Below are 23,888 nucleotides of genomic sequence, written 5' to 3' on the forward strand. Positions count from 1 at the left end.
ACCGCCCTCGTTGAGACTGTCGACGGTGTCCGACCCAATGCCCCGGGTACCACATTAAATATGTCGCTGCGAGCGACCACTTGCCGAGAGGCGCACTGGCGGGCACCGTCACCTTCGCCGGGTCAGACCTACAGTACGTAGCGTGCCCGACGCGAATGCGAAGCCGCTGACCCCCGACAGGTGCCGGCGGCTTCTCACGTTTCGAGGCGCTTCACTCAGGTCGAAAAGAGACAGTGGCCTGGGTGCGACGGCGATGGCACTATCGGTTCTATGCGCAGACACCGGTGGCCGGCGCAGCCACCACCCGCCACCGGCGGGACCCAGGTGCACGGCCCCACAGTCCTCGCCGCCCATCAAGGCCTGACGCTGCAATTGAACGACATCACCGCCTATCCGAGTGGGATGCAATTGCGCCTCGTCCTGACGGCCACGGGGAGATGCGCCGAACTCGCCCACCACGAGACGCGCACGCTGACCGACCCCGAGGACTACTCCGGACACTGGTCCTATCTGTCCGTGTTCGTCACTGTCGGCGACATCGAAGGGGAAGCAGATCCCTATCACCCGGTGACCAGATCGACCCGCGGGCGTCCTCCGACCGAATATCGGACGCTGCCGCACTACTGGGTGGGGACCTGCCAGGATTCGGGTGCACTCACCCTGACCGCCGGGTGGGAAGAGATCGGCCTTCCGCCCACCACCACGACCATCAAACTGGGACCCAACCCATACCTACCCTCGACCAGCCGCTCCGAGTGAGGGCCGTCATTCGACGCATCGAGAAGCAAAAGAAACTGGATCAGTTCGGGAAACGGCACACGGTCGAACGAACTGCAGGTCACATACCTCGACCGAGGCGACACTTGCTTCCGGGAACGCGGATATCACCGCAAAAGCAAGCCCGACGGGTGCACGCCGGCCGCATCGATACCGTATTGTTAGGAACTTCAAGCCGAGACACCAGCTGTGTAGCAGAGCGCAGACTTGTGTGGCCGGTCGTGGGGCAGTCGCTTCACGACCTTTCACAGAGACGAGACGCCCGTGCCCCTCGCCCATGCTTTCACCAATCGCTACGCAGATGAGCTCATGATGCTTGCTGCGGCCACCCATCGTCCCGCTAGCATCGTCAATATCGGTTGCGGCTACGCCATTCGCATCGATTTCGAGTACCAGCATTATCTCCTCGCCGTCAACGCCGAGGGCATCCTCGCTGATCAACCAGATGCGGCCGCCCTCTGGCGGGTTGCTCTCTTCAAGGAGAGCGACTCGGCCGAGGCCCCCGACCAACTCATCGTCACCGCCGAGTCCAGTTGGCTCGTGGACGCCTTCGACCTGGCCTTCGCCGAGGTGAAAGCAACCGGTCAATGGCCGTCGGCCGACCTGGCGTTCGGCTCCTTCAACCCTGCGGTGACCTGACCGCGCGGATGTCGGCGCGGTGAACCCCACGAGCCTGCGCACCAGTTGAGCGCCGAGATACGGCGTCACGCCTCGGCGACATTGGGTATCTGGTCCTGGACCACGAAGCTCGCGCGGGTATGGACAGGCGCGCCCGGACGACGGATGTAGGGAACGACGCGGAAGTCGTTGCGCCACAACTGATGGTCCAGCTCGACGCGCACATATCCCCGCTGAGCGTTGAAGAATTTCATGTCGGGATTGGCCGCCAGCAGGCGGCGCCCCGTGTCATTCATGTCGGCGCCGTCGCCACCCGTGGTGATCGACGTGCCCGAGAATTCTGACGCGACGACAGGTGATTCCGGGTCGGCATAGTCCCGGCGCAGGTCCGCGACGATGTTCTGGTGACGATCGCCGGTGATCACTACGAGATTGCGTACGCCGCGATCCGCTGCGCCGCCGAGAACGGCGTTGCGATCGGCGACGTAGCCGTCCCACGAGTCGGAGGAGAGCACCGCGTCCGAGCCGGGGTCGTTGTCGGTCTCACCCATCGCCACCTGATTGCCGATGATCTGCCAACGCGCCGGTGACCCGGTGAATCCGTCGAGCAGCCAGTCCCGTTGCTGCGCACCCAGTATTGTGCGATCGGTGTCGAGCCGGTCGGTGCAATTCGCGGTCACGTTACCCCCGCACGCCTGCCGGTCCCGGTATTGCCGGGTATCGAGCATGGTGATCTGCGCGAGATCGCCGAAGCGGTAGCGGCGGTGTAGGCGCATTCCCGGCCCGGAGGGGCGCTGAGCGAGCCGCAGCGGCTGGTGCTCGTAGAACGCCTGGAAGGCGGCGGCCCGGCGCCGACGGAACAGTGCGGAGATTCGATAGATGTCGATGCCCAGTCCCGGCGACTCCGCGGCCCAGTTGTTGTCGACCTCGTGATCGTCCATGGTCACGATCCAGGGGAACGCAGCATGTGCGTCGCGCAGTGGCTGCTCGGCTTTGTACTGTGCGTAGCGCAGCCGGTAGCCGGGCAGATCGACGGCTTCATCGCGGTCGACTCCCATCGACATGCCCTCGCGGCCGCGCCTCCACCCGCGTTCGTAGATGTAGTCGCCCAGGTGGACCACCACATCGAGGTCTTCGTCGCTCATGTGCTCGTATGCGGTGTAGAAGCCGGAACTCCACGACTGACAGGAGGCGTACGCGAACCGCATCCGCGCGGTGGGTTGTCCCGAGGCCGGGGCCGTGCGGGTCCGGCCCACCGGGGAGATCGCCGTGCCGGCACGGAATCGGTAGAAGTACCAGCGGGAGGGCTCCAAGCCGTGGATCTCCGGATGCACGCTATGGGCGAGTTCACGCGTCGCAACAGCCGTCCCGCGCGTCACCGGGTACCGAAAGTTCTCGTCGTGCGCGACCTCGTATTCGACGGTCACCGGATCCCAACCCATGCCGCCGCGACCCCCAGGGGCAAGGGGATCCGGTGCCAAGCGTGTCCACAAGACGACACCGTCCTCTGTCGGATCTCCCGAGGCCACGCCGAGTCCGAAGGGGTCATCGCCTCGCCACCGCGGCGCAGGCAACCGCTCGCTGCTCACCGCTGACGTGCCCACCAGCACCGCAGCCGAGCCGGCCATACCTACTCTCAGCAACTGCCGACGGGAGAGGCGCATACACCACGGTATATCCGGGGGGCGCAGTCGGGCCCCCGATCCGTCATCCGACCTGCGCCCGCCGATATCGCTACGCTGACACGGTCGGTGCAGTAGACCTTGGGAGGAAGCGGTGGTAGCCGTACAGATACAGGTGGGTGATCTGGTGCAGGCATCCGGTCACGCAGGACCGTGGCTGGTGGTGGAAATCAACAAGGGTCTCGCGTCACTGCAGCATCCCGACGGACACCGACTGTCGGTCAGGACGACGACGCTGTCGGTGGTGCACAAGGCAACCAGCCCGGCCGGCGAGGTGAAGGCCGGTGACGGTGAACGGACCGGGACGGTCGGCGACGGCGAATCGGCGGGAGACGCACCGACCCTCTTCGACTAGGCGCCGCCGAAACCCGGCGGCGCCTGATCGACCGAGGTCGGGCCGAGTGTTACCGGCCTAGACGTTGGCGGTGCGCACGATCCGCCGACGCATCGCTTCCAACCCCACGACGATCGCGGCCGCGACCACGACGTGCATCAGTGAGAGTGAGATGGTGCTGGCGGCGTCGAAATCGGCCTGGATGGTCAGGATGATCGTCGCGAGCGCGAGAACGACCCCGATCACCTCTGCGGGACGGATGATAGCCGGCAATTTCACGGAGATGAGCGCGGCGAGTGTCATTCCGATGAGAAGGGGAACGACCGTCATGACGACGACGCCGCCGGGTGCTGCACTGGTGGTCTTCCCCGCATCCGTCATCTCGAACGACGCACCTGCGGGAAGTGCGAGCAACCACAGCACCAGGTTGGGGACGAGTGCGATCACGGCGGTCCAGAGCACGGCGGCGGGACGGCTCAGTTCGAGGGTAAGCGGATTGAACTTCGTGGCGGCGCTCGTTGCGGTGGCCGTGGTTTCGGTGCTCGACATGTTCGTACTCCTTCGGTGAGATGCTGACTGACCTTGCTGACATGATCTTGCAACCTCAACCTTTGTCGAGGTCAAGGCGTGGGCGCCATGGTTCTTCCGTCGAATCTGAAAGGTAGACCCGAGCGCAGCAGAAAACTCATCGGCGGCGGCGCGCACACCTTGCCGCTGGGGGATGATGGCGGACATGAATGCCGGTTCCTCGTCCTCCGCGCAGCCCCGTCGGCGCCGCAATCCTCTGGTCGCGCTCGCCCGTTGGCTCGGGACACAGGAGTGGGTCATGCGGCTGGCGCCGGTCATCATCTGGCTCGAATCGCATCTGCGCTCGTGGACGGGTAACCGGGTGAGCCTCATTGGCATCGCCGGATTGCAGTCGGTGCAGGTCACGGTTCCGGGACGCAAGAGCGGCACCCCTCGGACCACCGCGCTTCTGTGCATCCCGCAGGGCGACGGGTACATCGTCACCGGTTCGAACTGGGGACGGCCCGAGCATCCGATGTGGTCGGCGAATCTACGGGACGCCCAGGAAGCCCGCGTAAGGTCGGGGTCGCACGAGCGCCGGATGAGCGTCCGGATGGTGACGGGCGAGGAACGCGAGCAGCTGTGGACGTTCGTCACCGAGTACTGGCCGGGTTACCTCATGGAACACGCGCGGTCGGGCGGACGCGAGTTCAGAATTTTCCTCCTCCAACCACTCTGACCCAAACCCTCCCGGCAGTTTCGCTGATCGCGGCGTGCGATATTGACATTGACGTCAACATCAATCGATACTGTGATCGTGACCACAAGCCAAGCGCAGGAGCGGGCTCGCACTGCGCGGAAGAACAACGACGGACCGCGGAGGCGGGAGCTCATCCGCGCGGCGGGCGTGTGCTTCGCTGAACTCGGCTACGACCGCACCACCGTCGAGGTGATCACCAGTCGCGCCGATGTCTCCCGGGCGACGTTCTACGCGTACTTCTCGTCGAGGGACGAAATGTTCCATGCGGTGGCGGACGAGGTGTGTGAGGAGTTCCTCGAGTCGCAGCACGTGAAAGGCCCCGCCAGCGAGGATTTGCGTGAAGTCCTGCGCACCACGACCAAGGCCTTCGTCGAGGCGGTGTACGCCAACGGACGTGTCCTCGAGCTGATCGAGCACCGCGCGCGTCTCGATCCGGAGGTCGGCCGAACATGGTCTGCCGTGCAGACGCGGCTGATTCGTCGGTACACCCGCTTCATCGAGCGGATCAACGAGAGTTGCGACGTGGTCCCGTGCGCGTCACCGGCACGGATCGCGCAGACACTGGCCGACGCCCAGCTTGCCGGTGCCGCCCGGCTCGTCGACGCCACGCCCCGGGAGCGGCGTCGCTACACCTCCGACGTGACTGCCATCTCCGAAAGACTCATCGGCTTCATCTGAGCCGGAAACATCCGCACAGAATCGGGAGTTCGGTATGCCATCTCCACCTTCGAGTGACCATGCGGTGCTGGAAGCCGCCGTCGCCGACCTTCGCGCAATCCAGGATGCCGCCTGGCCACCGCAGGTACCGAAAACCGTCGAATATCCGATCGAGGATCGCACGGTCGTCGGCTACCTACGCCACTGGGCGACACGGCGTCCGGACACCGTGGCAATCGATTTCTACGGACGCCGAATCACGTACGCGGAGTTCGACGACCTGTCCGATCGGTTCGCTGGATGGCTGCTCGAACAAGGTGCCACGGCCGGTGACCGCGTCGGCGTGCATCTCGCGAACTGCCCGCAGTTTCACATCGCAATGCTCGGCATACTCAAAATCGGTGGAGTTCATGTGCCGATCAACCCACTATTCCGCGAACACGAACTGATCTACGAACTCAACGACGCCGGGGTCGAGATCCTGCTGACCCAAGACGCTTTCGCGCCCATGGTCGAGTCGGTCCGGCGCGACACTCCCTTGCGCCACGTTGCGGTGACATCGCTGTCCGACCTGCTGCCGCCCGTCCCCAGCGTCCCTCCCCCCTTCCCTGTCGCCGACCCCGCGACCACGGACTGGGCCGAGATCATGGAGTCGCCCCGCGCGGAACCGGTTGCCACCGACCCCGACGCCCTCGCGGTGTTGAACTACACCGGGGGCACCACCGGAATGCCCAAGGGCTGTGAGCACACTCAGTGGCACATGGTCTACACCGCGGCTACCGCGACCGTGGCAGGCGGACGACGAGTCGGTGAGACACCACCGGTCGTTCTAGGTTTCCTTCCCATCTTCTGGATTGCGGGAGAGGATTTCGGAATTCTGTACCCGCTGCTCAACGGCGGCACCGTCGTCCTCCTCACCCGTTGGGATCCCGAGGCCGCGGTGACGCTGATCGAACGATGCCGAGTGACCTCGATGGTCGGGACGGTCGACAATTATGTGGAACTGATGGGTCTTCCCGGATTCGCCGACCGCGATCTGTCGACACTCGACAACGCCATGGCAGTGTCGTTCGTGTTGAAACTCGATCCGGCGATTCGTGCCCGGTGGCGCGACGCCACCGGACACGTGTTGCGAGAAGCCAGTTACGGGATGACCGAAACCCACACCGCCGACACCATTACCCTCGGCTTCCACACCGGCGACTTCGACCTTCTCAGTGAACCGGTGTTCTGCGGGCTCCCCGTACCCGGCACGGACATACTCGTCGTCGATGAGGCAGGCGTACCGGTTCCGATGGGCGAATCTGGTGAGATCATCGTGCGCAGCCCATCCCTGCTCACCGGCTACTACAGAAAACCCGAGGCCACGGCTGAGGCACTGCGCGGCGGATGGCTGTGGACCGGTGACATCGGCAAACTCGACGACAGAGGTGCTCTGCACTATCTGGCACGCAACAAGGAAATGATCAAGACCAACGGTATGAGCGTGTTTCCCTCGGAGGTAGAGGCACTGCTCCTGCTGCACCCCGCCATTCAGTGCGCTGCCGTGGTGCCCAAACCCGACTCGGCGAGAGGTCAGGTTCCTTTTGCTTTCGTCCAACTACTGCCTGATCACAACGTGTCGAGTGACGAACTGCGAGAGTGGGCAGCCCAGAACATGGCCGGCTACAAGGTACCCACCGTCGAAGTCCTCGACACTCTGCCCATGACTGCGACAGGGAAGGTCCGTAAGGCCGACCTGTTCACCCTTGCCGAGGAGTACAAGTGACACTGCTGGTCGCCAACCGTGGCGAGATCGCGCTGCGCATCATCCGCTCCGCCGCCGAGATGTCGATGGAGACGGTGGCCGTCTACGCAGAGGACGATGCGGACTGCCCTCACGTGCGGGCCGCGACCGAGGCGGCGGCGCTGAGCGGTTCGGGCCCGGCCGCCTACCTCGACCACGCGGCACTTCTCGCAGTTGCGGAGAAATTTGGTGCCACCGTGATTCATCCGGGGTACGGGTTTCTCAGCGAGAACGCAGAATTCGCCCGCAAGTGCGCACAGGTCGGCGTGAACTTCGTGGGACCGAGCCCAGACCTGCTCGACGTCTTCGGGAACAAGTCGGCGGCCCGGGATGCAGCCGTCGCAGCGAAGGTGCCGGTGTTGCCGGCAACCAACGGCGCCACCGATCTCGACGGCGTCCACGCCTTCTTCGCGAGCCGGCCACAGGGCATCATGATCAAGGCACTTGCCGGTGGCGGTGGCCGCGGAATACGCGCCGTGCACAGCGCCGACCACGTCGACGACGCCTACCGGCTCTGTGCGTCCGAAGCCCAGCTCGGCTTCGGCAACCCCGCCGTATTCGCGGAAGCTCTGCTGACGGGCGCGCGGCACATCGAGGTTCAGGTGGTGGCGGCGCCGTCGTCCGAGGGCGTGCGCGCGCTGGCACTCGGCGATCGTGACTGCAGCGTCCAGCGTCGACATCAGAAGTTGATAGAGATCGCACCGGCACAGGGCCTCGACCCGACGTTGCGCACCGAGCTACACGAGGCGGCCGCCCGCTTGTGCGCCAGTGTGGGGTACCGAGGACTTGCCACCGTCGAATTCCTCGTCTCTGCCGACGGGTTCTACTTCCTGGAAGTGAACCCGCGAATCCAGGTGGAACACACCGTGACCGAAGAAGTGACCGGTGTCGACCTGGTGGCGACACAGCTAGCGATCGCCGCCGGCACCGACTTCGAGTCGTTGCTCCTCCCCCACGGGATCACCGCCACAGGGCTCGACACTTCCGGTGAGCCTGCCGCGTCCCGGGGTATCGCGGTGCAGGCGAGGGTCAACATGGAGACGATGCGTTCCGACGGGCAAGCCGTTCCCGCGGCCGGCACTCTCACCGTGTTCTCCCCGCCGACCGGACCCGGTGTTCGGGTCGATACCTATGGGCGGCCGGGACTCTCCCCGAGCCCGCGTTACGACTCCCTCCTCGCCAAGGTGATCGTCCTCTCGCGCGGACCCGCATTTTCTGCTGCCGTTCGGAAAGCGGAGGCGGCGCTCGCCGAGTTCGAGATCGAAGGCGTCCCCACCAACATCGCGTTCCTGCGTGCCATCCTCACCGATCCGGATTTCGGCAGCGGGGTCGTAGGCACCGATTATCTCGGCGAGCGAATGAGCAGACTGGTCGAGGACGCGCAGGCCCAGCAGGGGCCGCACGTTCCGTCCACCGCCGTCGAGTTGCGCGCCGGCCAGGAAGTGTTGCGGGCGGAGTTGGCCGGAACCATCGTCGAAGTGGTCGACGAAGGTCGTAACGTCGACTCGGGCGCCGCGTTGGTGGTACTCGAAGCGATGAAGATGCAACACGCGATCGCCAGCCCCGCGGCCGCGGTGGTGGAACGACTGCTGGTCGCTCCGGGACAAACGGTGGCTACCGGGGATCCACTCGTCGTCATCCGCCGCACCGGTGCCGATTCAGCCGAGATGGCAGACATTGCCGTCGACCTGGACCGTGCACGCGAGGATCTGGCCGAGGTCCGGCACCGGCACGAGGTAACCCTCGACGCCGCCCGTCCCGCCGCCATGGCCAAGCGGGCGAAGCTCGGTCGCCGCAGCGCCCGGGCGAACATCGAGAACCTCGTCGACCCCGGCAGTTTCGTCGAATACGGTCCCCTCGTCCTCGCGGCGCAGCGCAGCCGTCGCTCCGAACAGGACCTGATCGACAACACTCCGGCCGACGGCCTGGTCGCGGGACTCGCGACCATCAACGGTGACGTGTTCAGCGCGGCTGCGTCGGAGGCTGTGGTGCTGTCGTATGACTACACCGTCCTCGCGGGTACGCAGGGGATGCGCAACCATGCGAAGACCGACCGGGTGATCGGATTGGCTGCCCGCAAACAGATTCCGTTGGTTCTGTTCGCCGAGGGCGGCGGCGGCCGGCCAGGCGATACCGACGCCGGTACCGCGGCCGGACTCGACCTCGACACGTTCCGGTCGCTCGCGGCGCTGAACGGGAAGGTGCCGTTGATCTCGATAGTGTCGGGCCGGTGCTTCGCGGGTAATGCCGCGCTGGCCGGGGTCTGCGACGTCCTCATCGCCACACCCGACGCAAATATCGGCATGGGTGGACCGGCCATGGTGGAGGGCGGCGGGCTGGGTGTGTACCGGCCGGAGGACATCGGACCCGTCGAGGTGCAACGACGCAATGGGGTGATCGATCTCCTTGCCCGGGACGAGGCTCACGCGGTGGAGCTGGCCAAACGGTATCTGTCGTACTTCCAGGGCCCCCTTGCACAGTGGTCTTCCCCGGACGAACGGATTGCCCGGCACGTCGTTCCTGAGAACCGGTTACGCGCGTATGACGTTCGCACTGCCGTCGACGCGATCGCGGACGTCGACTCGGTACTCGAACTGCGACCCGACTACGGGGTCGGCATCGTGACGGCACTGATGCGGGTCGAAGGGCACCCCTACGGAGTGGTCGCCAACAGCAGTCATCACCTGGGCGGCGCCATCGACGCCGTCGCGGCAGACAAGATGGCTGACTTCCTGCGACTGTGCGAGTCGTTCGGTCTTCCGGTGGTTTCTCTCTGCGACACACCGGGCTTCATGGTGGGACCGGATTCGGAGAAGGAGGCAACCGTACGCCGGTTCGGCGCGCTGTTCATCGCGGGCGCGCGGATGACCGTGCCTTACGGCACGATCATCCTGCGCAAGGGCTACGGCCTCGGAGCGATGGCCATGGCGGGCGGATCGTTCCACGCCTCACAGTTCACGGTCGCCTGGCCGACCGGCGAAATCGGGGCCATGGGCTTGGAAGGTGCCGTCCGACTCGGATTCCGGAAGGAACTCGACGCGATCGACGATCCGGCCCAGCGCGACGCGGCGTTCACCCAGCTGGTCGATGCGGCGTACCAGCAGGGCAAGGCACTGAACGCGGCCACGATCTTCGAACTCGACGACGTGATCGACCCCGCCCAGTCCCGGGCCTGGATCGTGCGCCTCCGCCGCCCGTGAGTACTTGTTAACCGCCCAATGTTAATAAGCACTCACGGGGGCGAAGCCCACGACGGCACGGCCCGAGTAGGACCCGGCCCGCACCTGGTCGATCACCGACACCACCTCGGCGATCGGAACGTCGTGGGTGATTGCGTCGAGGTGCGTCGGCGCCAGATCGGTGGCGAGGCGTTTCCACAGGCGACGGCGCTGCGCGATCGGGTACTGCACCGAATCGATACCGAGCAGGCTGACCCCGCGGAGGATGAACGGCAGCACCGTGGTGTCGAGCCCGGACCCACCGGTGAGTCCGCTGGCCGCCACCGAGCCGCCGTACTCGATGGTGCTGAGCACGTGTGCGAGGGTGGCACCGCCGACGCAATCGACCGCGGCCGCCCACTGCGCCTTGCCGAGCGGACGAGGCTTGGTGTCGGGTTCGGGTAGCCGTCCGATCACCTTGCTCGCACCGAGGCCGGTCAGTAGCTCGGCCTTCTCGGGTTTCCCGCTCGATGCCACAACCTCGAAGCCGGCAGCGGCCAGAAGGTCGACGGCAACCGTGCCCACACCGCCGCTCGCGCCGGTGACCAGCACCGGACCGTCGCCCGGTTCGAGTCCGCGGGACAGCAACGCCTCGACGCTCATCGCGGCCGTGAAACCGGCTGTCCCGATAGCTGCCGCGGTCCGGGTCGACATGCCGTCCAGACGCACCACCCAGTCGGCCGGGACCCGGGCGAACTGCGCGTACCCACCGTGGCGGGCGGTACCGATGTCGTACCCGTGCGCGACTACCTTGTCGCCGACCGCGAACTCCGACGACTCCGACTCGACGACGGTGCCGGCGAGGTCGATGCCGGGCACGATCGGGTATGCGCGTACCACTCCGCCTTTCGGGGTGAGCGCAAGTGCATCCTTGAAGTTCACGCTGGAGTACTCGACCTGAATGGTGACCTCACCCGGCGGGAGAAACGACTCGTCGACCGTGTCGGGGGCGAGTTCGATCCTGCCCTCGTTCTCGCGAGCGATCCAGGCGGTGAAGTCCTTCATCAGTTGATCTCCTGACCTCGAGAATGGTGACGGTTCACTCACGGTACAGAAGCGACAGCGATCGGTCGGCGTTGAACAGCGCCTCGCGGTCGAACGTCGATGTGGACGCGAGAAGCTCATCCGCGCCGGTGCGGGCGAACAGGGAGTCGAGCCGCTCCCGCACCTCGTCCGCCGTTCCGTGGATCGACGACTCGATCGACGCGTCGATCTGCTCACGCATCCGCTGTGTCCACGGCCGATCGCGCAGGACCGAGACCGGTTCGAGGGCCGGAAACTCGCCTGTCCGGCTCGACGACGCCAGCGCCCACGCCTCCGACAGCAGGAGATCGCGCGCCGCGTCGGTGCTGTCCGCGATCATCACCTCGAGCGAGATCACCACGTAGGGCTTTCGGTTCCCCGGTGAGGGTACGAATTCGTCGCGGTAGCGATCGAGCTCTGGGATCCTGCCCGCGGTGCTGCCCAGTATCGGTCCGCCTACCACTACGGGCAGTCCGGCGCGCGCGGCGAAGTCGAGCCCCCGCCGGGTGGCGAGCACGAACATCGGGGGTGCCGCCTCCACCCGAGGTCGTGCGGTGACCGGCGCCGCCCCCTCCAGATACCGCCGCAGCTCGTCGAGGTCGTCCGCGAACGTATCGGGTGCAGTGCGGTCGCGGCGCAGAGCGTCACGGACCGGTCTGGTGAATCCCAGAGACCGCCCCACTCCCAGATCGATCCGCCGCGGGTACAGGGCTTCGAGCATCAGGAATTGTTCCGCCACCACGATCGGCTGATGATTGGGCAGCATCACGCCACCCGATCCCAGCCGAATGCGGTCGGTGCGGGCTCCGATCGCGGCGAGGAGTACCGGCGGGGAGCCACTCGCGATCCCCGGGACCCCGTGATGCTCCGCCACCCAGAACCGGTGGAACCCGAGCTGCTCGGCGTGCACCGCCCTGTCGATCGTCCCCGTCAGCGCGGCGGCGTCGGGCACGCCGGCACGCGTGCGGGATCGGTCCAGGATCGACAGCTTCACCCTCGACGCAACCGTCGCTCCGACCCAACTATTTCCCGCAGCTACACCGCGGACACTTGCGAAGACCGGCTGTCGCGCATGTTTCGGGACGTGAGGACGCCGACGAGCAGCACGACTCCCGCAGCCGCGATGAACCAGCCGGTGCGGTGCAGTCCGTCGTCACCGATGATGTGTCCGGCGGTGGCCTGGAGCACCACCGCCGACAGATTCGCACCGATGTATTGGACGGTGCGGTACATCCCGATTGCCGTGCCCACCTCCTCGACCGACGTCACCGAGCTGATCAGATTCTGGTTGCCGATGTTGTTGAAGCCATTCGGTATTCCGAGTACGGCGGCGACGAGCAGCAGCACCACGATCGGTGCGGTACTTCTCTCGACCGAGGCGAGGAGCAGGCCACCCACTAGCAGCGCACAGGTACCGACGGCGAGCGTCCGCCGGGCGCCGTGCCGCCGGTAGATTCTCGACGCGAGCATCGTCGAGCCGATGCCGACCACTGCGACGGGCAGCATTGTCAGGCCCGCCTCGGTGGCACTCATGCCGCGTGAATATTGCAGCCACTGCGGCACTCCGAAGAAAACACAGTAGAACGCCGTATAGGTCAGCAGAGTGCGCGCAAGGGTCGCGCCGAGTGCGCGGTTGCGGGTGAGCGCCCGGACGTCGATGAACGGTTCCGGCGCCCGCCCTTCCCACTGGACGAATGCGGCGAGAGCGAGCGCCCACACCGGCAGCAGCCACCAGAGCGGTTCCGACGTCGACGACAGCAGGAACAGCATCGTCGAGGACACCAGTACCAGGAACAACAGCACCCCGGCGAGGTCGAGTGAGTGCAGCAACTGCCGGTGACCGACCGACGAACCGCCGACGAAGCCGACGTCGGCGAACCGCACAACGGCCAGGGCGCTGAAGGCGATGATCGGCAGATTGATCCACATGATCGACTGCCACCCGAAGGCGCCGACGAGCAGACCACCCAGCGTGGGCCCCAGGGCGACGACCGCCTGACTACAGATGGCGAGTGTCGTGATCGCGGTACGCGGCTGCGCGTCGTACTTCTCCGCGTAACCCCGGATCATCGTCATGGCATTGGGATACTGTGTGGCAGTTCCAATTCCGACCAGTATTCGTGAGAAGATCAGCCAGCCGACCGACGGCGCCAGCAACCCCGCGATCGACCCCAACGCCACCAGCGCGAGACCACCGAGATACACCCGTCGAGCGCCGAGCAGCGAACCGAGCTTGCCCGCCATCGGGGCGGTCACGGCGGTCGCGATGTACAGGGCAGAGATCACCCAGGCAATTCCGGATGAGGGGCCGAACTGTGCGGCGATACCGACGATCGCGATGGCGATCATCGACGAGTTCAGCGGCTGGAGAATACTGCCGGTTGCGACCGAGCCGCTGACCCGAAACGGTACCCGGCGGGCGTCCTGTGTCGGAGTGGTGTCGGTGACCGTCACGGAGTCATCAGTGACTCCTTACGCGAACCCGACCCGGCAGAGTCGGCGAGCCGCCCCCGATCCGGAACGTCGGCGAGCCGCCTCAGCAACCTGCCGGCGATGAAGAGTAAGTCACGCTCGGCGTCCGTGCAGGTGTCAGCCAACGCCGCCGACAACCATTCACTGCGTTGGGCCCGGTCGGCGGCCAGCATCCGATGCCCGGACTCGGTGATGGCGATGAGACTGGCGCGCGCGTCCTGTGGGTCCACTGTCCGCGAAACCATGCCCGAATCTTCGAGCATGGTGACCGTGCGGGCGATGGACTGGGGAGTCACCTGCTCGAGGTCGGCGAGCGTCTTGGCGCTCATCGGTCCTTCTCGATCGAGGTGGGCGAGTGCCTGGAGTTGCGTGGGCGTAAGCAGGTGGCCTGCCCTTTTGGTGCGGATGCGCCTTGTGAACAGCACTATGTCTTCGCGGAGCTGATCTACTCGCTCGTCCATTGCGGCCTCCCTGCTTCAGTGTCGTTAGCCAGTCTAGCTGTCTAATGAACTTCCGGCCAGGTGAGTTTTGTCTCGATACATCGAAGTAATATGGGACAGTTGGACAGCAAACCTGGATAATTCAGGCTGAGACCGGCGTGCGCCCGGTCCACCGCTTCAAGGCCACTCGCCACCCATCGGACGCACTGTCGCCCGCCCACGCGATGTACCCGTCGGGCCGCATGAGCAACGCGGGTCCGTCGCCGAGCCGGGTCACGGAGTGAACCCCGGAAGGCACAGGCACGTCCCGCTCGGCTATCAGAACGAAACCGCCGGAGCGCAGTACCTCGTACAACCTGCCGGCGGCAGTCGGAATGTCCTCGGCCCGCCTGCCCACCAGTACGCTGTCGCCGGTTCGGTGCCCGTACCGGATCCCGATACCCGAAAACGTCTTAGCGACAGCACCACCCGTCGGCGGAAACCGCAGAAGAGTCGCGACCACCACGTTCCGGAGCTTCCGCAGCACCCACGGCCGTAGCGTCATCATTCGCATCGTGGTGCCGCTGGTCCGGAGAACCATCCTTCCTACCGGATGCCGTTCGGCGTGGTAGGTGTCGAGCACGGAGTCGTCCGCCCCGCCGAGCACCGCCGCGAGCTTCCATCCGAGGTTGGCGGCGTCCTGTATGCCGGTGTTCATCCCCTGCCCACCGGCAGGCGAGTGCACGTGCGCGGCGTCGCCGGCAAGAAACACCCGTCCCGTCCGGTACTGCGGGACCTGCCGTTCGTCGCTGTGGAACCGTGACTGCCATCGCACCGCACCGAGGCCGTAGTCCGTACCCATGGCGCTTTCGATGACGTCGCGCAATTCGGCCCGATCCACCGGAGCGCTGTCGTCCACCTGATGCCGCCGGTTCCAGGCGATCACGCGAAACAGGTTGTCGCCGTATGGGGCGAGGAAGGCGAATCCGTCGCGCACCGCGTTGACGGTCACGATGCTGTCGGGCGGATTCCGGAGTTCGACGTCGGCGAGCATGATCGAACGGAGCACTGCCTTTCCGGGAAACGGCTGACCGATCATCTGCCGCACCGCACTGTGTGCGCCGTCTGCGCCCACCGCGTACGCCGCGCGGAACGCGTGTTCCTCTCCCGACGTGTCCCGCCCGCGCACTGTGACAGCGTCGCCGTCCTGCTGCACCCCGGTCACGGTGATGCCGCGGATGATCTCGGCGCCCTGTTCACGGGCGTGCCGCTCGAGGAGGGAATCGACATTTCGCTGCGGGGTGATGAGTACGAACGGGAATCGTGACGGAAGGCCGGCGAGATTCAATTCCGCACCTCGCCACAGCTTCAACCCCGGAGACGGCGCGCCCGAGGCGACCAGCTCATCAGCGAGTCCACGGGCGTCGAGCAACTCGAGGGTGCGGGCATGAACACCGAATGCCCGACTGAGCGGTGATGGTGCGTCCCGCTTGTCCAGAACGGTGACCGATCTGCCTGCGGCTGCCAACTCCCCGGCAAGCATGCAGCCGGTGGGCCCTGCGCCGATCACCACGACGTCGGTGTTCTTCATGACGGTCCTCCGATCGAGCTCCGAGTCAACGCCTGTTGACTTCCACGGTAGGCGCCTTCGATCGCCAAGTCAACAACTGTTGACTACACTCGGGGAATGCCCGAAAGACGTACCCGCTCCGCTGTCGCCACCCGCGCCGCGATCCTCGATGCCGCCCGCGCCCGGTTCGGTGCCGAAGGCTACGACCGCACGACGATGCGGGCTGTCGCATCGGATGTCGGCGTCGATCCCGCCCTGGTGATTCGCTATTTCACCAACAAGGAATCGCTGTTCGCGGAGGCGGCCGAGTTCGAACTCCACCTTCCCGACCTCCACGACGTTCGGGCCGACTCGCTCGCCACCGTGCTGATGCCGCGATTCTTCGCCGTGTGGGAGAACGACGGCGCGTTTCTCCCGCTGCTACGGGCGGCGTCGACCAGCGCTCGGGCCGCCGAGACGATGCTCCAAGTGTTCGCCCGGCAGGTGGCACCGGCACTCGCGGCGGTCGCGGTGGATCGGGCGGCGGAGCGCGCGGCCCTGGTGGGATCGCAGATCCTCGGGCTTGCGTTCGCGCGCTACATTCTTCGCGTTCCACCGCTGGCGGAGATGACACATGAGCAGTTGGTGCGGTGGGTCGGGCCAGTCCTCGAGCACTACCTGACCGCCCCGCATCTGCGAGACTGAGGACGAATGAGGGTCCCGCGGACGCAGCGACAGGCGGGCCACGCAACCGACTTGGAGGCGCTCGTGAGGTCACCGTCCGCGGAATGTGTCCAGCAGCTGAAGGCGACTGTGCCCGATCGGGTGCATCTCCCGGATTCGCCCTCCTACCGAAATGCGCTCGGGAGAGTCTTCTTTCCCGACGCGGCGAGACGGCGTCCAGCCTGTGTGGTGCAGCCGGTTTCCGCTGCGGAGGTCGCGACGGTCATGGCCATCGCGCACCGAACGGGTGGTGCGATCACCGTGCGGGGCGGCGGCCTCAGTTCCAACTGCGTGGCCGACAGTGCCGTCATGCTCGACCTCTCCGCACACCTTCATACCGCCCGCCTCGAGGGTGATCGCGTCGTGGTCGAGGGCGGCGCCACCATGGGAACGATGCTGGACGCCCTCGCGCCCGCCCACCGTGTGGTGCCGGTCGGCATCGTCCAGCACGCCGGCTTCGGGCTCGCCACTCGCGGTGGCTTCGTCTACCTCACCCGCAGCCTGGGCCTGACGCTCGATCATCTCGTCCAGGTCGAACTCGTTCTCCCCTCCGGTGAGATTCTTCAGCTGTCCGAGGCCAGTACCGGCGACGAGGCCGATCTGTGGTGGGCGGTGCAAGGATGTGCGCCCTGCTTCGGCGTCGTCACCTCAGCGGTGTTGCGCACCCACCGGGCCGGCCCGGTATGGGTCGACCGGATGATGCTCGGACTCGACGCCCTCGCCACCTATTTCCGTGTAGCACCGGAGCTTCCGCGCGACACGACCATGGGCGCCGTCCTCGGCTACAGCGACGACTCACCCGATGAGCCGGTCTTGTTCGTCTACACCGCCTGCGCGAGCCGGGACGAGGCCGCCATCGCCCGCGCCCGCACCTCGGCGTCCGGCGTGGCCGCGGCGTCGAAGAACGTGCTCTACCGCTCCGAGATGTCCGGTCGATACCTCGACGGTTTACCCGAGTTCACCCCGCCCGGCCGCGGCGGGCAAGAACCCGAACCGATCCGTCTGCCGGTACCGGGCGAGCCGCGCGGATCCTTCTTCGGTAAAGCGGTTTTCACCGGTCCGACCCTCGATTCCGACATCGCCGAGGCGCTGGCCGCTCAGATCCACGGTGCTCCGACCCGTCAGTGCCGTATCGACTTCCAACACAGCGGCGGTGCCCTCGCCGACGTGGACGACACCGACACCGCGTTCTGGGGCCGCACCGGCGAATGGAACGTTCCCCTCAACGCGATTTGGTTCGACCCCTACGACGGCGCCGCCTGCCTGGCGTGGGCGGGCGGTGCGCTCGACGCCCTCGCTCCGCACACGATCGGCGTCTACAGCGTGGAAGTGCGGCCGGGGTTCCCCGAGACCGGCGTCGAGATCAGCGCGGCCTACGGAGGAAACCTCCGGCGGCTCCGGTCGTTACGACAAACCCACGACGCGCGTGGAGTGCTCGCGCACTATCCGCTCTGAGCTCTGGAAGTGCCACGGAGGCTCTGAAAGTGCTACGAGCGGGAGGACCTGCCGGATGCATCAACCGCAGTCATCGACGGCGGCCACCCCGGCGAAACGTGCTGCGAGGAAGTCGATCGCGCCTTGGGCACCGGTGATCAACCACGGCAAGACAGACGAGCCACCCCGCTATGCGCATGGAAAACATGCTACCGTGCGAATGGTACGACCGAAAGGACTTTCAGTGGATGCCGTGGTACTACGCGAATTCGGGGAGCCCGACGTCCTGCGGCTGGAGTCGGTCCCAGATCCGGCCCCGGGCCCGGGCTGGGTCACCGTCCGCCTGAAGGCGGCGGCACTCAACTGGCACGACGTGCTCGTCCGCCAGGGCAAGTATTCGTCACCCCTGCCGCACGTACTCGGCGCCGACGGCGCAGGCGTGCGCACCGACACGGGCGAAGAGGTTCTCGTCCTCCCGTCGCTGTGGTGGGGCGATCGCGAGGCCGCACCGAGCGCACAGTGGGAGATACTCGGCGATCACCAGCGAGGCACGTACGCCGAGTCGGTACGAGTTCCCGAAAATTGCGTCGCCCCCAAACCACGTGGCCTCAGCTGGGAACAGGCCGCTGCGCTACCTCTGGTCGGACTCACCACCTATCGCGCCCTGTTCACGCGCGGGCGTCTGCGGGCCGGTGAGAACCTCCTGGTTCTGGGTGCCGGCGGCGGCGTCGCGACCATGGCCGTCATGCTGGCGTCGGCCGTCGGCGCGAACGTGACCGTCACATCGTCGTCAGCCGACAAGATCGCGCAGGCGCAGGAACTCGGTGCGGCCAACGGTGTGCTGTACACCGACTCGGAATGGCCGGCGGCGGCTCGCACGCTCACTCCGGACGGGCAGGGTTTCGACCTCGTCCTGGACTCGGTGGGGACTTGGGAACCGTCCATCGCAGCACTGCGACCAGGTGGCCGGTTGGTCGTGCTGGGCGCGTCGCGGAGCGAGCACGCCACCCTCGACGTCCGTCCCTTTTACTTCGGCCAGTACGAACTGATCGGAACCACGATGGGCAGCCCCCGGGACTTCACGGGGCTGTTGACCCTGCTGGACACCGAAACCGTTCCGCCCGTACCTATCAGCGCGGCGTTTCCGCTCGCCGAAGCGGCCGCGGCACACAAGTATCTCGAACAGGGAGGCGGGTTCGGAAAGGTCGTCCTCACGCACTGCTGACCGCCGTTTACTATCTACCTCGACGCGGTTCGCTGACGACGAGAGGACGCCCAGTGGCGAGTGAACTCCCGATGTCGGCCGACGATCATCGACACGACGTGGTCGACTGGATGCGAGCCGAATGGTCCGAGCGGCGGGATTCGGCCGACCTGGAGTTCGGAACCACGATGGCGCTGCTCCGTGCCCATCAGTGGGTCGTGCGTGCCATGGACCAGGAACTGCGATCACTTCGCTTGTCCCGCAACGCCTATCTCATTCTGATGTCGTTGCAGCTGTCAGAGCAGCGGACCCGTACGCTCGGCAAGTTGAGCAAGTACCTCATGGTCCACCCCACCACCGTGTCGATGGCGGTCGACCAGCTCGTGAAAGCGGGCTTCGTCGAACGTCAGGCCCACGCGACGGACCGCCGCACCGTTCTCGCAACCCTCACACCCGCCGGCCTCGAGGTGGTCGAGGACGCGAATGATCGCCTTGCCGCGGTGCACTTCGGTCTTGCGTCGGTCGACACCGAGACACTGGAAGCCTTGATCGAACAATTGCAAGAGGTACGTCGCGCCGTCGGCGACGTCGAGACCGGGCTCTGAGCTACCGGACACGCTCTCGCGCAGTACATCTACCCGGCACACCCCTAGCATCATCTGCCCGGAACACCCCTTGCACGGCGAGCTTTGACGCCCTACTATTCAAACCTAGAATAGTTTCCCGGGGCGAAGAGCAGCCGTGCGGCCTGCTGCACGACAGCGCTCCCTCGCCGTGATCATCAATCCGAGCCACGCACAGGAGCACACTCCGATGGTTTCATTTGCATTCACCGACGAACACGAAGAGTTCCGAAAGACGTTGACCTCGTTCAGCGACCGAGTCCTACTTCCCGGCTATCGCGACCGCGCCGCGTCGACGAACTTCCCCTTCGACATTCTGAAGAGACTCGGCGACCTCGGCTTGCTGGGCATTGGCCTGCCCGAAGAGTACGGCGGCACAGGAACCGAAGACCCTGTACTTCTCGGGATCGCCACCGAGACCCTCGCCTACGGTGACGTGAACATGGCGTCTGCACCCGTCCAGATCGGTTTGGTGGCCTCTCAACTGGCGCTGTGCCGGGACGAAATCCAGGAGCGATACCTCCCTCCCCTCATCAACGGTGAACAGACCATTGCCATCGCCTTGACCGAACCCGGGTCTGGCTCCGATGCAAGTGCGCTGACCACCACCGCGACGGCAGTCGAGGGCGGATGGCGCCTGAACGGCGAGAAGACGGCCATCTCCTGGGCGATGAACGCCACTGCCGCGCTTGTCTATGCACGCGAGCCGGGGTCCAGTCGTGCAAGGGGCGTCAGTTGCTTCGTCGTACCGCTCGATGCGGACGGCGTCAGCGTCAGCCACATGCCCGGCATGGGATGCCTTCCCCTGGGGTGGGGAAGCATTCATCTGTCGGACGTGTTCATTCCGGAGTCCCACCTCGTCGGCGAGCTCGGCAAGGGCTTTCACTCGGTCATGGATCACTTCGACTTCAGTCGAGCCGCCCTCGGACTGATGTGCCTCGGCGCAGCGAAACAGAGCCTGGAGGAAGCCGCCGCATACGCACAGCAGCGGGAGACGTTCGGGCAACCACTCTCCGAACACCAAGGACTTGCGTTTCAATTCGCCGAACACGCAACGTACCTCGAAGGTGCACGATGGATCTGCTACCGGGCACTGTGGCTCCGCGAGACCGCTCAACCGCACACGGCGCTGGCGTCGATGAGTAAGTGGTGGCCGCCCGTCGTAGCAAAGAACGCAATCGAGTTCGCCATGCGCGTACACGGAAACCTCGGGTACTCCACAGAATCGCCTCTGCAGCAGCGGTACCGGGATGTCACCGCATACCTCGTGGCGGACGGCACGGCCGAGATCCAGAAGCGCATCATCGCGAAGGACATCTTCGCCCGCGGCACAGTGTCCCTCTGACATCCCCTGAACGGAGTACACGAATGGGTACGCATGAAATCGCGCCACCGAAAGAACTGAAAGACAGTAGTGGTCTCATCGTGGGCGGCACCGCCGGGATCGGGCTCGCAACCGCCGTGGGCCTCGCCCAGGCCGGCGCACCCCGCATCATGATCGTCGGACGCAATCCGGAACGCGGACAGATCGCCGCCGAACGAATTTCGTCCGCCAACTCGTCGTGTGAAGTCACCTTCCTGTCAGCCGACGCAACCACCGTCGACGGTGCCGCGCACATCGCCTCCGAAGCCGAGCGGATTCTCGACGGCGTCGATATTCTCGTGTCCACGTCGGCCGCCGACACCCGGCCGGAACTGTGTGCGAACATTCCTACCGCCGACATCGCGCGTATCTTCAATCAACTCGCGTTGCCGTGCATGTATCTCGCGAGTGAAATCGTTCCGCACATGACGGTGCGGAAGGGTGGCGTCATCATAAACGTCGCATCGGACGCAGCCAAGACCGCGACACCGGGCGAGTCCGTCATCGGAGCGGCGAAGGCGGCGATCGTCATGTTCACTCGCACCCTCGCCATCGAGGCGAAGCGCAGCGGGATCCGGGTGAACGCCCTGACGCCGTCGCTGGTCGCGGGCACCGGGTCGACCGAACGCATCACCTCCGACGGATTCAGCGCCAGCCTGTTCGCCAAGGCAGCACAGCAGGCGCATCTGGGCGTCCCCGAATCCGAAGATCTGGCTGCGCTGGCTGTCTTCCTTGCTTCCCCCGCCGCACGCCGGCTGACCGGCCAGGCGATCAGCGTCAACGGGGGTATCTCCGCAGCCTGAGATCTGCCTCCGAATCGGGGGCGAAACTCCTCGTCTGGGTGACGCATGGGTGCCGTTCATGCGACCACGGGGTCACAGTTGCCCGCCACCACGCCTCCGACCATCGATCATCCTCCGGGGGCAATTTCCTCACTCGGAAGGATGAGAAGGCTTTCGATTTCCTCCCCTTACGGGCTTCCCTGACGGTAATATGGTTCGACCAAACCCCCCTGTCCTCCTCCTGTCGAGGAAAGGCACCTGAAAGCAAGGATCCGCACATGGATGTCATGGAAGACGCGGGAGCCGTTCTCCCCGAGGACCGCTACAGTGCGAGCACCCTCGAGACCTTCCGTTCGAACGGATACTGGCGCGACGAGAGCCTGGCCCAGCATGTGGATCGCTGGGCAACGATCGACCCAGACTTCGTCGCTGTCACCGACGGCTACGGATCACTCACACGGGGCGAGTTGCGGGCCCATGCGTACCGCCTCGCGTCCTCACTGAAGAAGCTAGGCGTCACGCGCGGGGACCGAGTGCAAGTCCAGCTGCCGAACTGGAACGAATTCGTCGTCATCTATGTGGCACTCGCCAGGATCGGCGCCGTACTCGTACCCACGATGCCGGTCTACCGGCATGACGAGGTCCGCTATGTACTGGAACACTCCGGTGCGAAAATCTCTTTCGTCACTGAGGAATTCCGGAACTTCCGGTACACCGACATGCTGGCCGAGGTCCGTCCCGACGTGCCGGGACTCGAGCACGTGGTCGTCGTGCGGGGGACTGCGGGGGCCGACGAAATCGCGTTCGATTCCTTGACCGCCGGCGACCACGTCCCCGGTGACGACGAACTCGGGCCGCCGCCGTCTGCGGATGCGGCCCACGCCATCATCTACACCTCAGGAACCGAGTCGCGGCCGAAGGGCTGCCAGCACACCTTCAACACGCTCTCCTTCACCGTCTACGGGTTGGGTGGGCAGGTCATGGGACTCAACCCCGACGACGTGATGTTCATGCCCTCCCCCGTGACACATGCGACCGGGCTCGCCGTGGGCGTGACGACACCATTGATTCTCGGAAGTGGGATCCACCTTCTCGACGTGTGGGAACCGGGTGAGGGCCTGCGGCGTATCGCGAAATTCAAGACGACGGTGAGCATGGCCGCGACACCGTTCCTCCAAATGGCTCTCGGGGCCATCGAGGCCGGTGCGGACCACGATGTCAGCTCGATGCGACTCTGGGTCAGCGCCGGCGCACCGATACCGGAAACGCTTCTGCAGGAATGGAAGAAGGCGCTGCCCGACTGCACGCTCCTCCCGGTGTACGGCAGCAGCGAAGGCCTTCTGGTGACGGCTGTCCGTGTCGACGATCCCGTCGAAAAGGTGCTTTCCTCCGACGGTCGGGCCTTCGATGGTGTTGCTCTCGAAATCCGCGACGAAGAGGGTGCTGTGGTTCCCGCGGGCGAGGAAGGCCAGATCTTCTACGGGGGACCGGGCATCTTCCTCGGATACTGGCGTGACCTCGAACGCACGGCCGCATCGGTCGACGACCGTGGGTTCCTCGCATCGGGTGACCTCGGCCGCGTCGACGAAGCCGGCTATCTCCGGGTCACGGGACGGATCAAGGACTTGATCATCCGCGGGGGCATGAACATTTCGGCACGGGAGGTGGAAGAACACCTCTTGGCGCATCCGCAGATCATCGCGGCAGCAGCTGTGTCGATGCCCGACGCCCGTCTCGGCGAGAAGGTGTGCGCCTTCATCGTCGTCAACGGACCCGCGCCGACCCTGCAGGAACTGGCTGAATTCCTACGGATCGAGCGTAAAGCCATGATGCAGAAGATTCCCGAGAAGCTGGTGGTCGTCGATCAACTCCCCACCACCGCGACCGGGAAGATCCAGAAGTTCATTCTTCGGAAGCAAGCGGCAGAACAGGTCGCCGACGCCTAGGTCCGGCCGAA

21 protein-coding genes are annotated in these 23,888 nt (G+C 65.5%); 14 read left to right on the plus strand and 7 right to left on the minus strand.

The annotated features are described in order from the left end of the window. The first annotated feature begins 270 nt into the window (after positions 1-270). Positions 271-759 carry a hypothetical protein gene (locus CBI38_RS27915; protein ID WP_109334049.1) on the plus strand — a complete coding sequence of 163 codons (489 nt, stop codon included), beginning with the start codon at positions 271-273 and terminating at the stop codon, positions 757-759. A 282-nt stretch (positions 760-1,041) separates the two neighbouring features. Continuing rightward, positions 1,042-1,416, plus strand: a complete 375-nt coding sequence (locus CBI38_RS27920) for a hypothetical protein (RefSeq protein ID WP_230989984.1) — start codon at positions 1,042-1,044, stop codon at positions 1,414-1,416. A gap of 65 nt (positions 1,417-1,481) precedes the next feature. On the opposite strand, the gene CBI38_RS27925 is transcribed toward CBI38_RS27920, so the two are convergent. Further along, a complete protein-coding gene (locus tag CBI38_RS27925) occupies positions 1,482-3,059 on the minus strand; it encodes an alkaline phosphatase D family protein (RefSeq protein WP_109334051.1) in 1,578 nt (525 codons plus the stop codon). Between the two features lie 112 nt (positions 3,060-3,171). Between CBI38_RS27925 and CBI38_RS27930 the strand changes: the two genes are divergently transcribed. Next, a complete protein-coding gene (locus CBI38_RS27930) occupies positions 3,172-3,432 on the plus strand; it encodes a hypothetical protein (RefSeq protein WP_109334053.1) in 261 nt (86 codons plus the stop codon). 57 nt (positions 3,433-3,489) lie between these two features. Here CBI38_RS27930 and CBI38_RS27935 read toward each other — a convergent pair whose 3' ends face one another. Continuing rightward, positions 3,490-3,960 (minus strand): DUF6069 family protein, encoded by a 471-nt coding sequence (locus CBI38_RS27935; RefSeq protein WP_109334055.1) that lies wholly within the window; start codon positions 3,958-3,960, stop codon positions 3,490-3,492. 175 nt (positions 3,961-4,135) lie between these two features. Here CBI38_RS27935 and CBI38_RS27940 point away from each other — a divergent pair, with 175 nt between their 5' ends. The 4 genes from CBI38_RS27940 to CBI38_RS27955 all read left to right on the plus strand — a co-directional run bounded on the left by CBI38_RS27940 (position 4,136) and on the right by CBI38_RS27955 (position 10,321). Then, on the plus strand, positions 4,136-4,657 hold the full coding sequence (locus CBI38_RS27940) for a nitroreductase family deazaflavin-dependent oxidoreductase (protein WP_418328353.1): 522 nt from the start codon (positions 4,136-4,138) through the stop codon (positions 4,655-4,657). Between the two features lie 72 nt (positions 4,658-4,729). Beyond that, a complete protein-coding gene (locus tag CBI38_RS27945; protein ID WP_109334059.1) occupies positions 4,730-5,356 on the plus strand; it encodes a TetR/AcrR family transcriptional regulator in 627 nt (208 codons plus the stop codon). 34 nt (positions 5,357-5,390) lie between these two features. Then, the gene (locus CBI38_RS27950) at positions 5,391-7,103 is read left to right on the plus strand and encodes an AMP-binding protein (protein ID WP_109334061.1); all 1,713 of its coding nucleotides are present in this window, start codon (positions 5,391-5,393) and stop codon (positions 7,101-7,103) included. Next, complete coding sequence (locus tag CBI38_RS27955; protein WP_109334063.1) at positions 7,100-10,321, plus strand: acetyl-CoA carboxylase family protein; 3,222 nt, start codon at positions 7,100-7,102, stop codon at positions 10,319-10,321. The genes CBI38_RS27950 and CBI38_RS27955 overlap by 4 nt, the downstream gene beginning before the upstream one ends. Positions 10,322-10,342: 21 nt before the next feature. Here CBI38_RS27955 and CBI38_RS27960 read toward each other — a convergent pair whose 3' ends face one another. The 5 genes from CBI38_RS27960 to CBI38_RS27980 all read right to left on the minus strand — a co-directional run bounded on the left by CBI38_RS27960 (position 10,343) and on the right by CBI38_RS27980 (position 15,844). Beyond that, positions 10,343-11,344 (minus strand): MDR family oxidoreductase, encoded by a 1,002-nt coding sequence (locus CBI38_RS27960; protein WP_109334065.1) that lies wholly within the window; start codon positions 11,342-11,344, stop codon positions 10,343-10,345. 34 nt (positions 11,345-11,378) lie between these two features. Next, positions 11,379-12,356, minus strand: coding sequence for an LLM class flavin-dependent oxidoreductase (locus CBI38_RS27965; RefSeq protein ID WP_109334067.1), 978 nt, complete (start codon positions 12,354-12,356; stop codon positions 11,379-11,381). A gap of 41 nt (positions 12,357-12,397) precedes the next feature. After that, positions 12,398-13,816: an MFS transporter gene (locus CBI38_RS27970; protein ID WP_109334069.1), complete on the minus strand. Its 1,419-nt coding sequence runs from the start codon at positions 13,814-13,816 to the stop codon at positions 12,398-12,400. Then, the gene (locus CBI38_RS27975; RefSeq protein WP_109334071.1) at positions 13,813-14,295 is read right to left on the minus strand and encodes a MarR family winged helix-turn-helix transcriptional regulator; all 483 of its coding nucleotides are present in this window, start codon (positions 14,293-14,295) and stop codon (positions 13,813-13,815) included. Before CBI38_RS27975 ends, CBI38_RS27970 begins: the two co-directional genes overlap by 4 nt. 121 nt (positions 14,296-14,416) lie before the next feature. After that, entirely contained in the window at positions 14,417-15,844 is a 1,428-nt protein-coding gene (locus CBI38_RS27980) for an FAD-dependent oxidoreductase (RefSeq protein ID WP_109334073.1), read from the minus strand. Between the two features lie 96 nt (positions 15,845-15,940). On the opposite strand from CBI38_RS27980, the gene CBI38_RS27985 reads away from it, so the two are divergent. From CBI38_RS27985 to CBI38_RS28015, 7 genes are all read left to right on the plus strand, one after another. Then, entirely contained in the window at positions 15,941-16,507 is a 567-nt protein-coding gene (locus CBI38_RS27985; protein WP_109334075.1) for a TetR/AcrR family transcriptional regulator, read from the plus strand. Positions 16,508-16,570: 63 nt separating this feature from the next. Beyond that, positions 16,571-17,980, plus strand: coding sequence for an FAD-binding oxidoreductase (locus tag CBI38_RS27990; RefSeq protein WP_109335418.1), 1,410 nt, complete (start codon positions 16,571-16,573; stop codon positions 17,978-17,980). A gap of 223 nt (positions 17,981-18,203) precedes the next feature. Beyond that, positions 18,204-19,184 carry a quinone oxidoreductase family protein gene (locus tag CBI38_RS27995; protein WP_109334077.1) on the plus strand — a complete coding sequence of 327 codons (981 nt, stop codon included), beginning with the start codon at positions 18,204-18,206 and terminating at the stop codon, positions 19,182-19,184. 53 nt (positions 19,185-19,237) lie between these two features. Next, positions 19,238-19,768 (plus strand): MarR family winged helix-turn-helix transcriptional regulator, encoded by a 531-nt coding sequence (locus CBI38_RS28000; protein ID WP_109334079.1) that lies wholly within the window; start codon positions 19,238-19,240, stop codon positions 19,766-19,768. Positions 19,769-19,976: 208 nt separating this feature from the next. Then, positions 19,977-21,131, plus strand: a complete 1,155-nt coding sequence (locus CBI38_RS28005) for an acyl-CoA dehydrogenase family protein (protein WP_109335419.1) — start codon at positions 19,977-19,979, stop codon at positions 21,129-21,131. A 23-nt stretch (positions 21,132-21,154) separates the two neighbouring features. Continuing rightward, on the plus strand, positions 21,155-21,952 hold the full coding sequence (locus CBI38_RS28010) for an SDR family NAD(P)-dependent oxidoreductase (RefSeq protein ID WP_109334081.1): 798 nt from the start codon (positions 21,155-21,157) through the stop codon (positions 21,950-21,952). Positions 21,953-22,209: 257 nt separating this feature from the next. After that, complete coding sequence (locus tag CBI38_RS28015; protein WP_109334083.1) at positions 22,210-23,877, plus strand: AMP-binding protein; 1,668 nt, start codon at positions 22,210-22,212, stop codon at positions 23,875-23,877. The last annotated feature ends 11 nt before the right edge of the window (positions 23,878-23,888 follow it).

It is taken from the genome of Rhodococcus oxybenzonivorans, assembly GCF_003130705.1.
GTDB classification, from domain to species: Bacteria; Actinomycetota; Actinomycetes; order Mycobacteriales; family Mycobacteriaceae; genus Rhodococcus_F; species Rhodococcus_F oxybenzonivorans.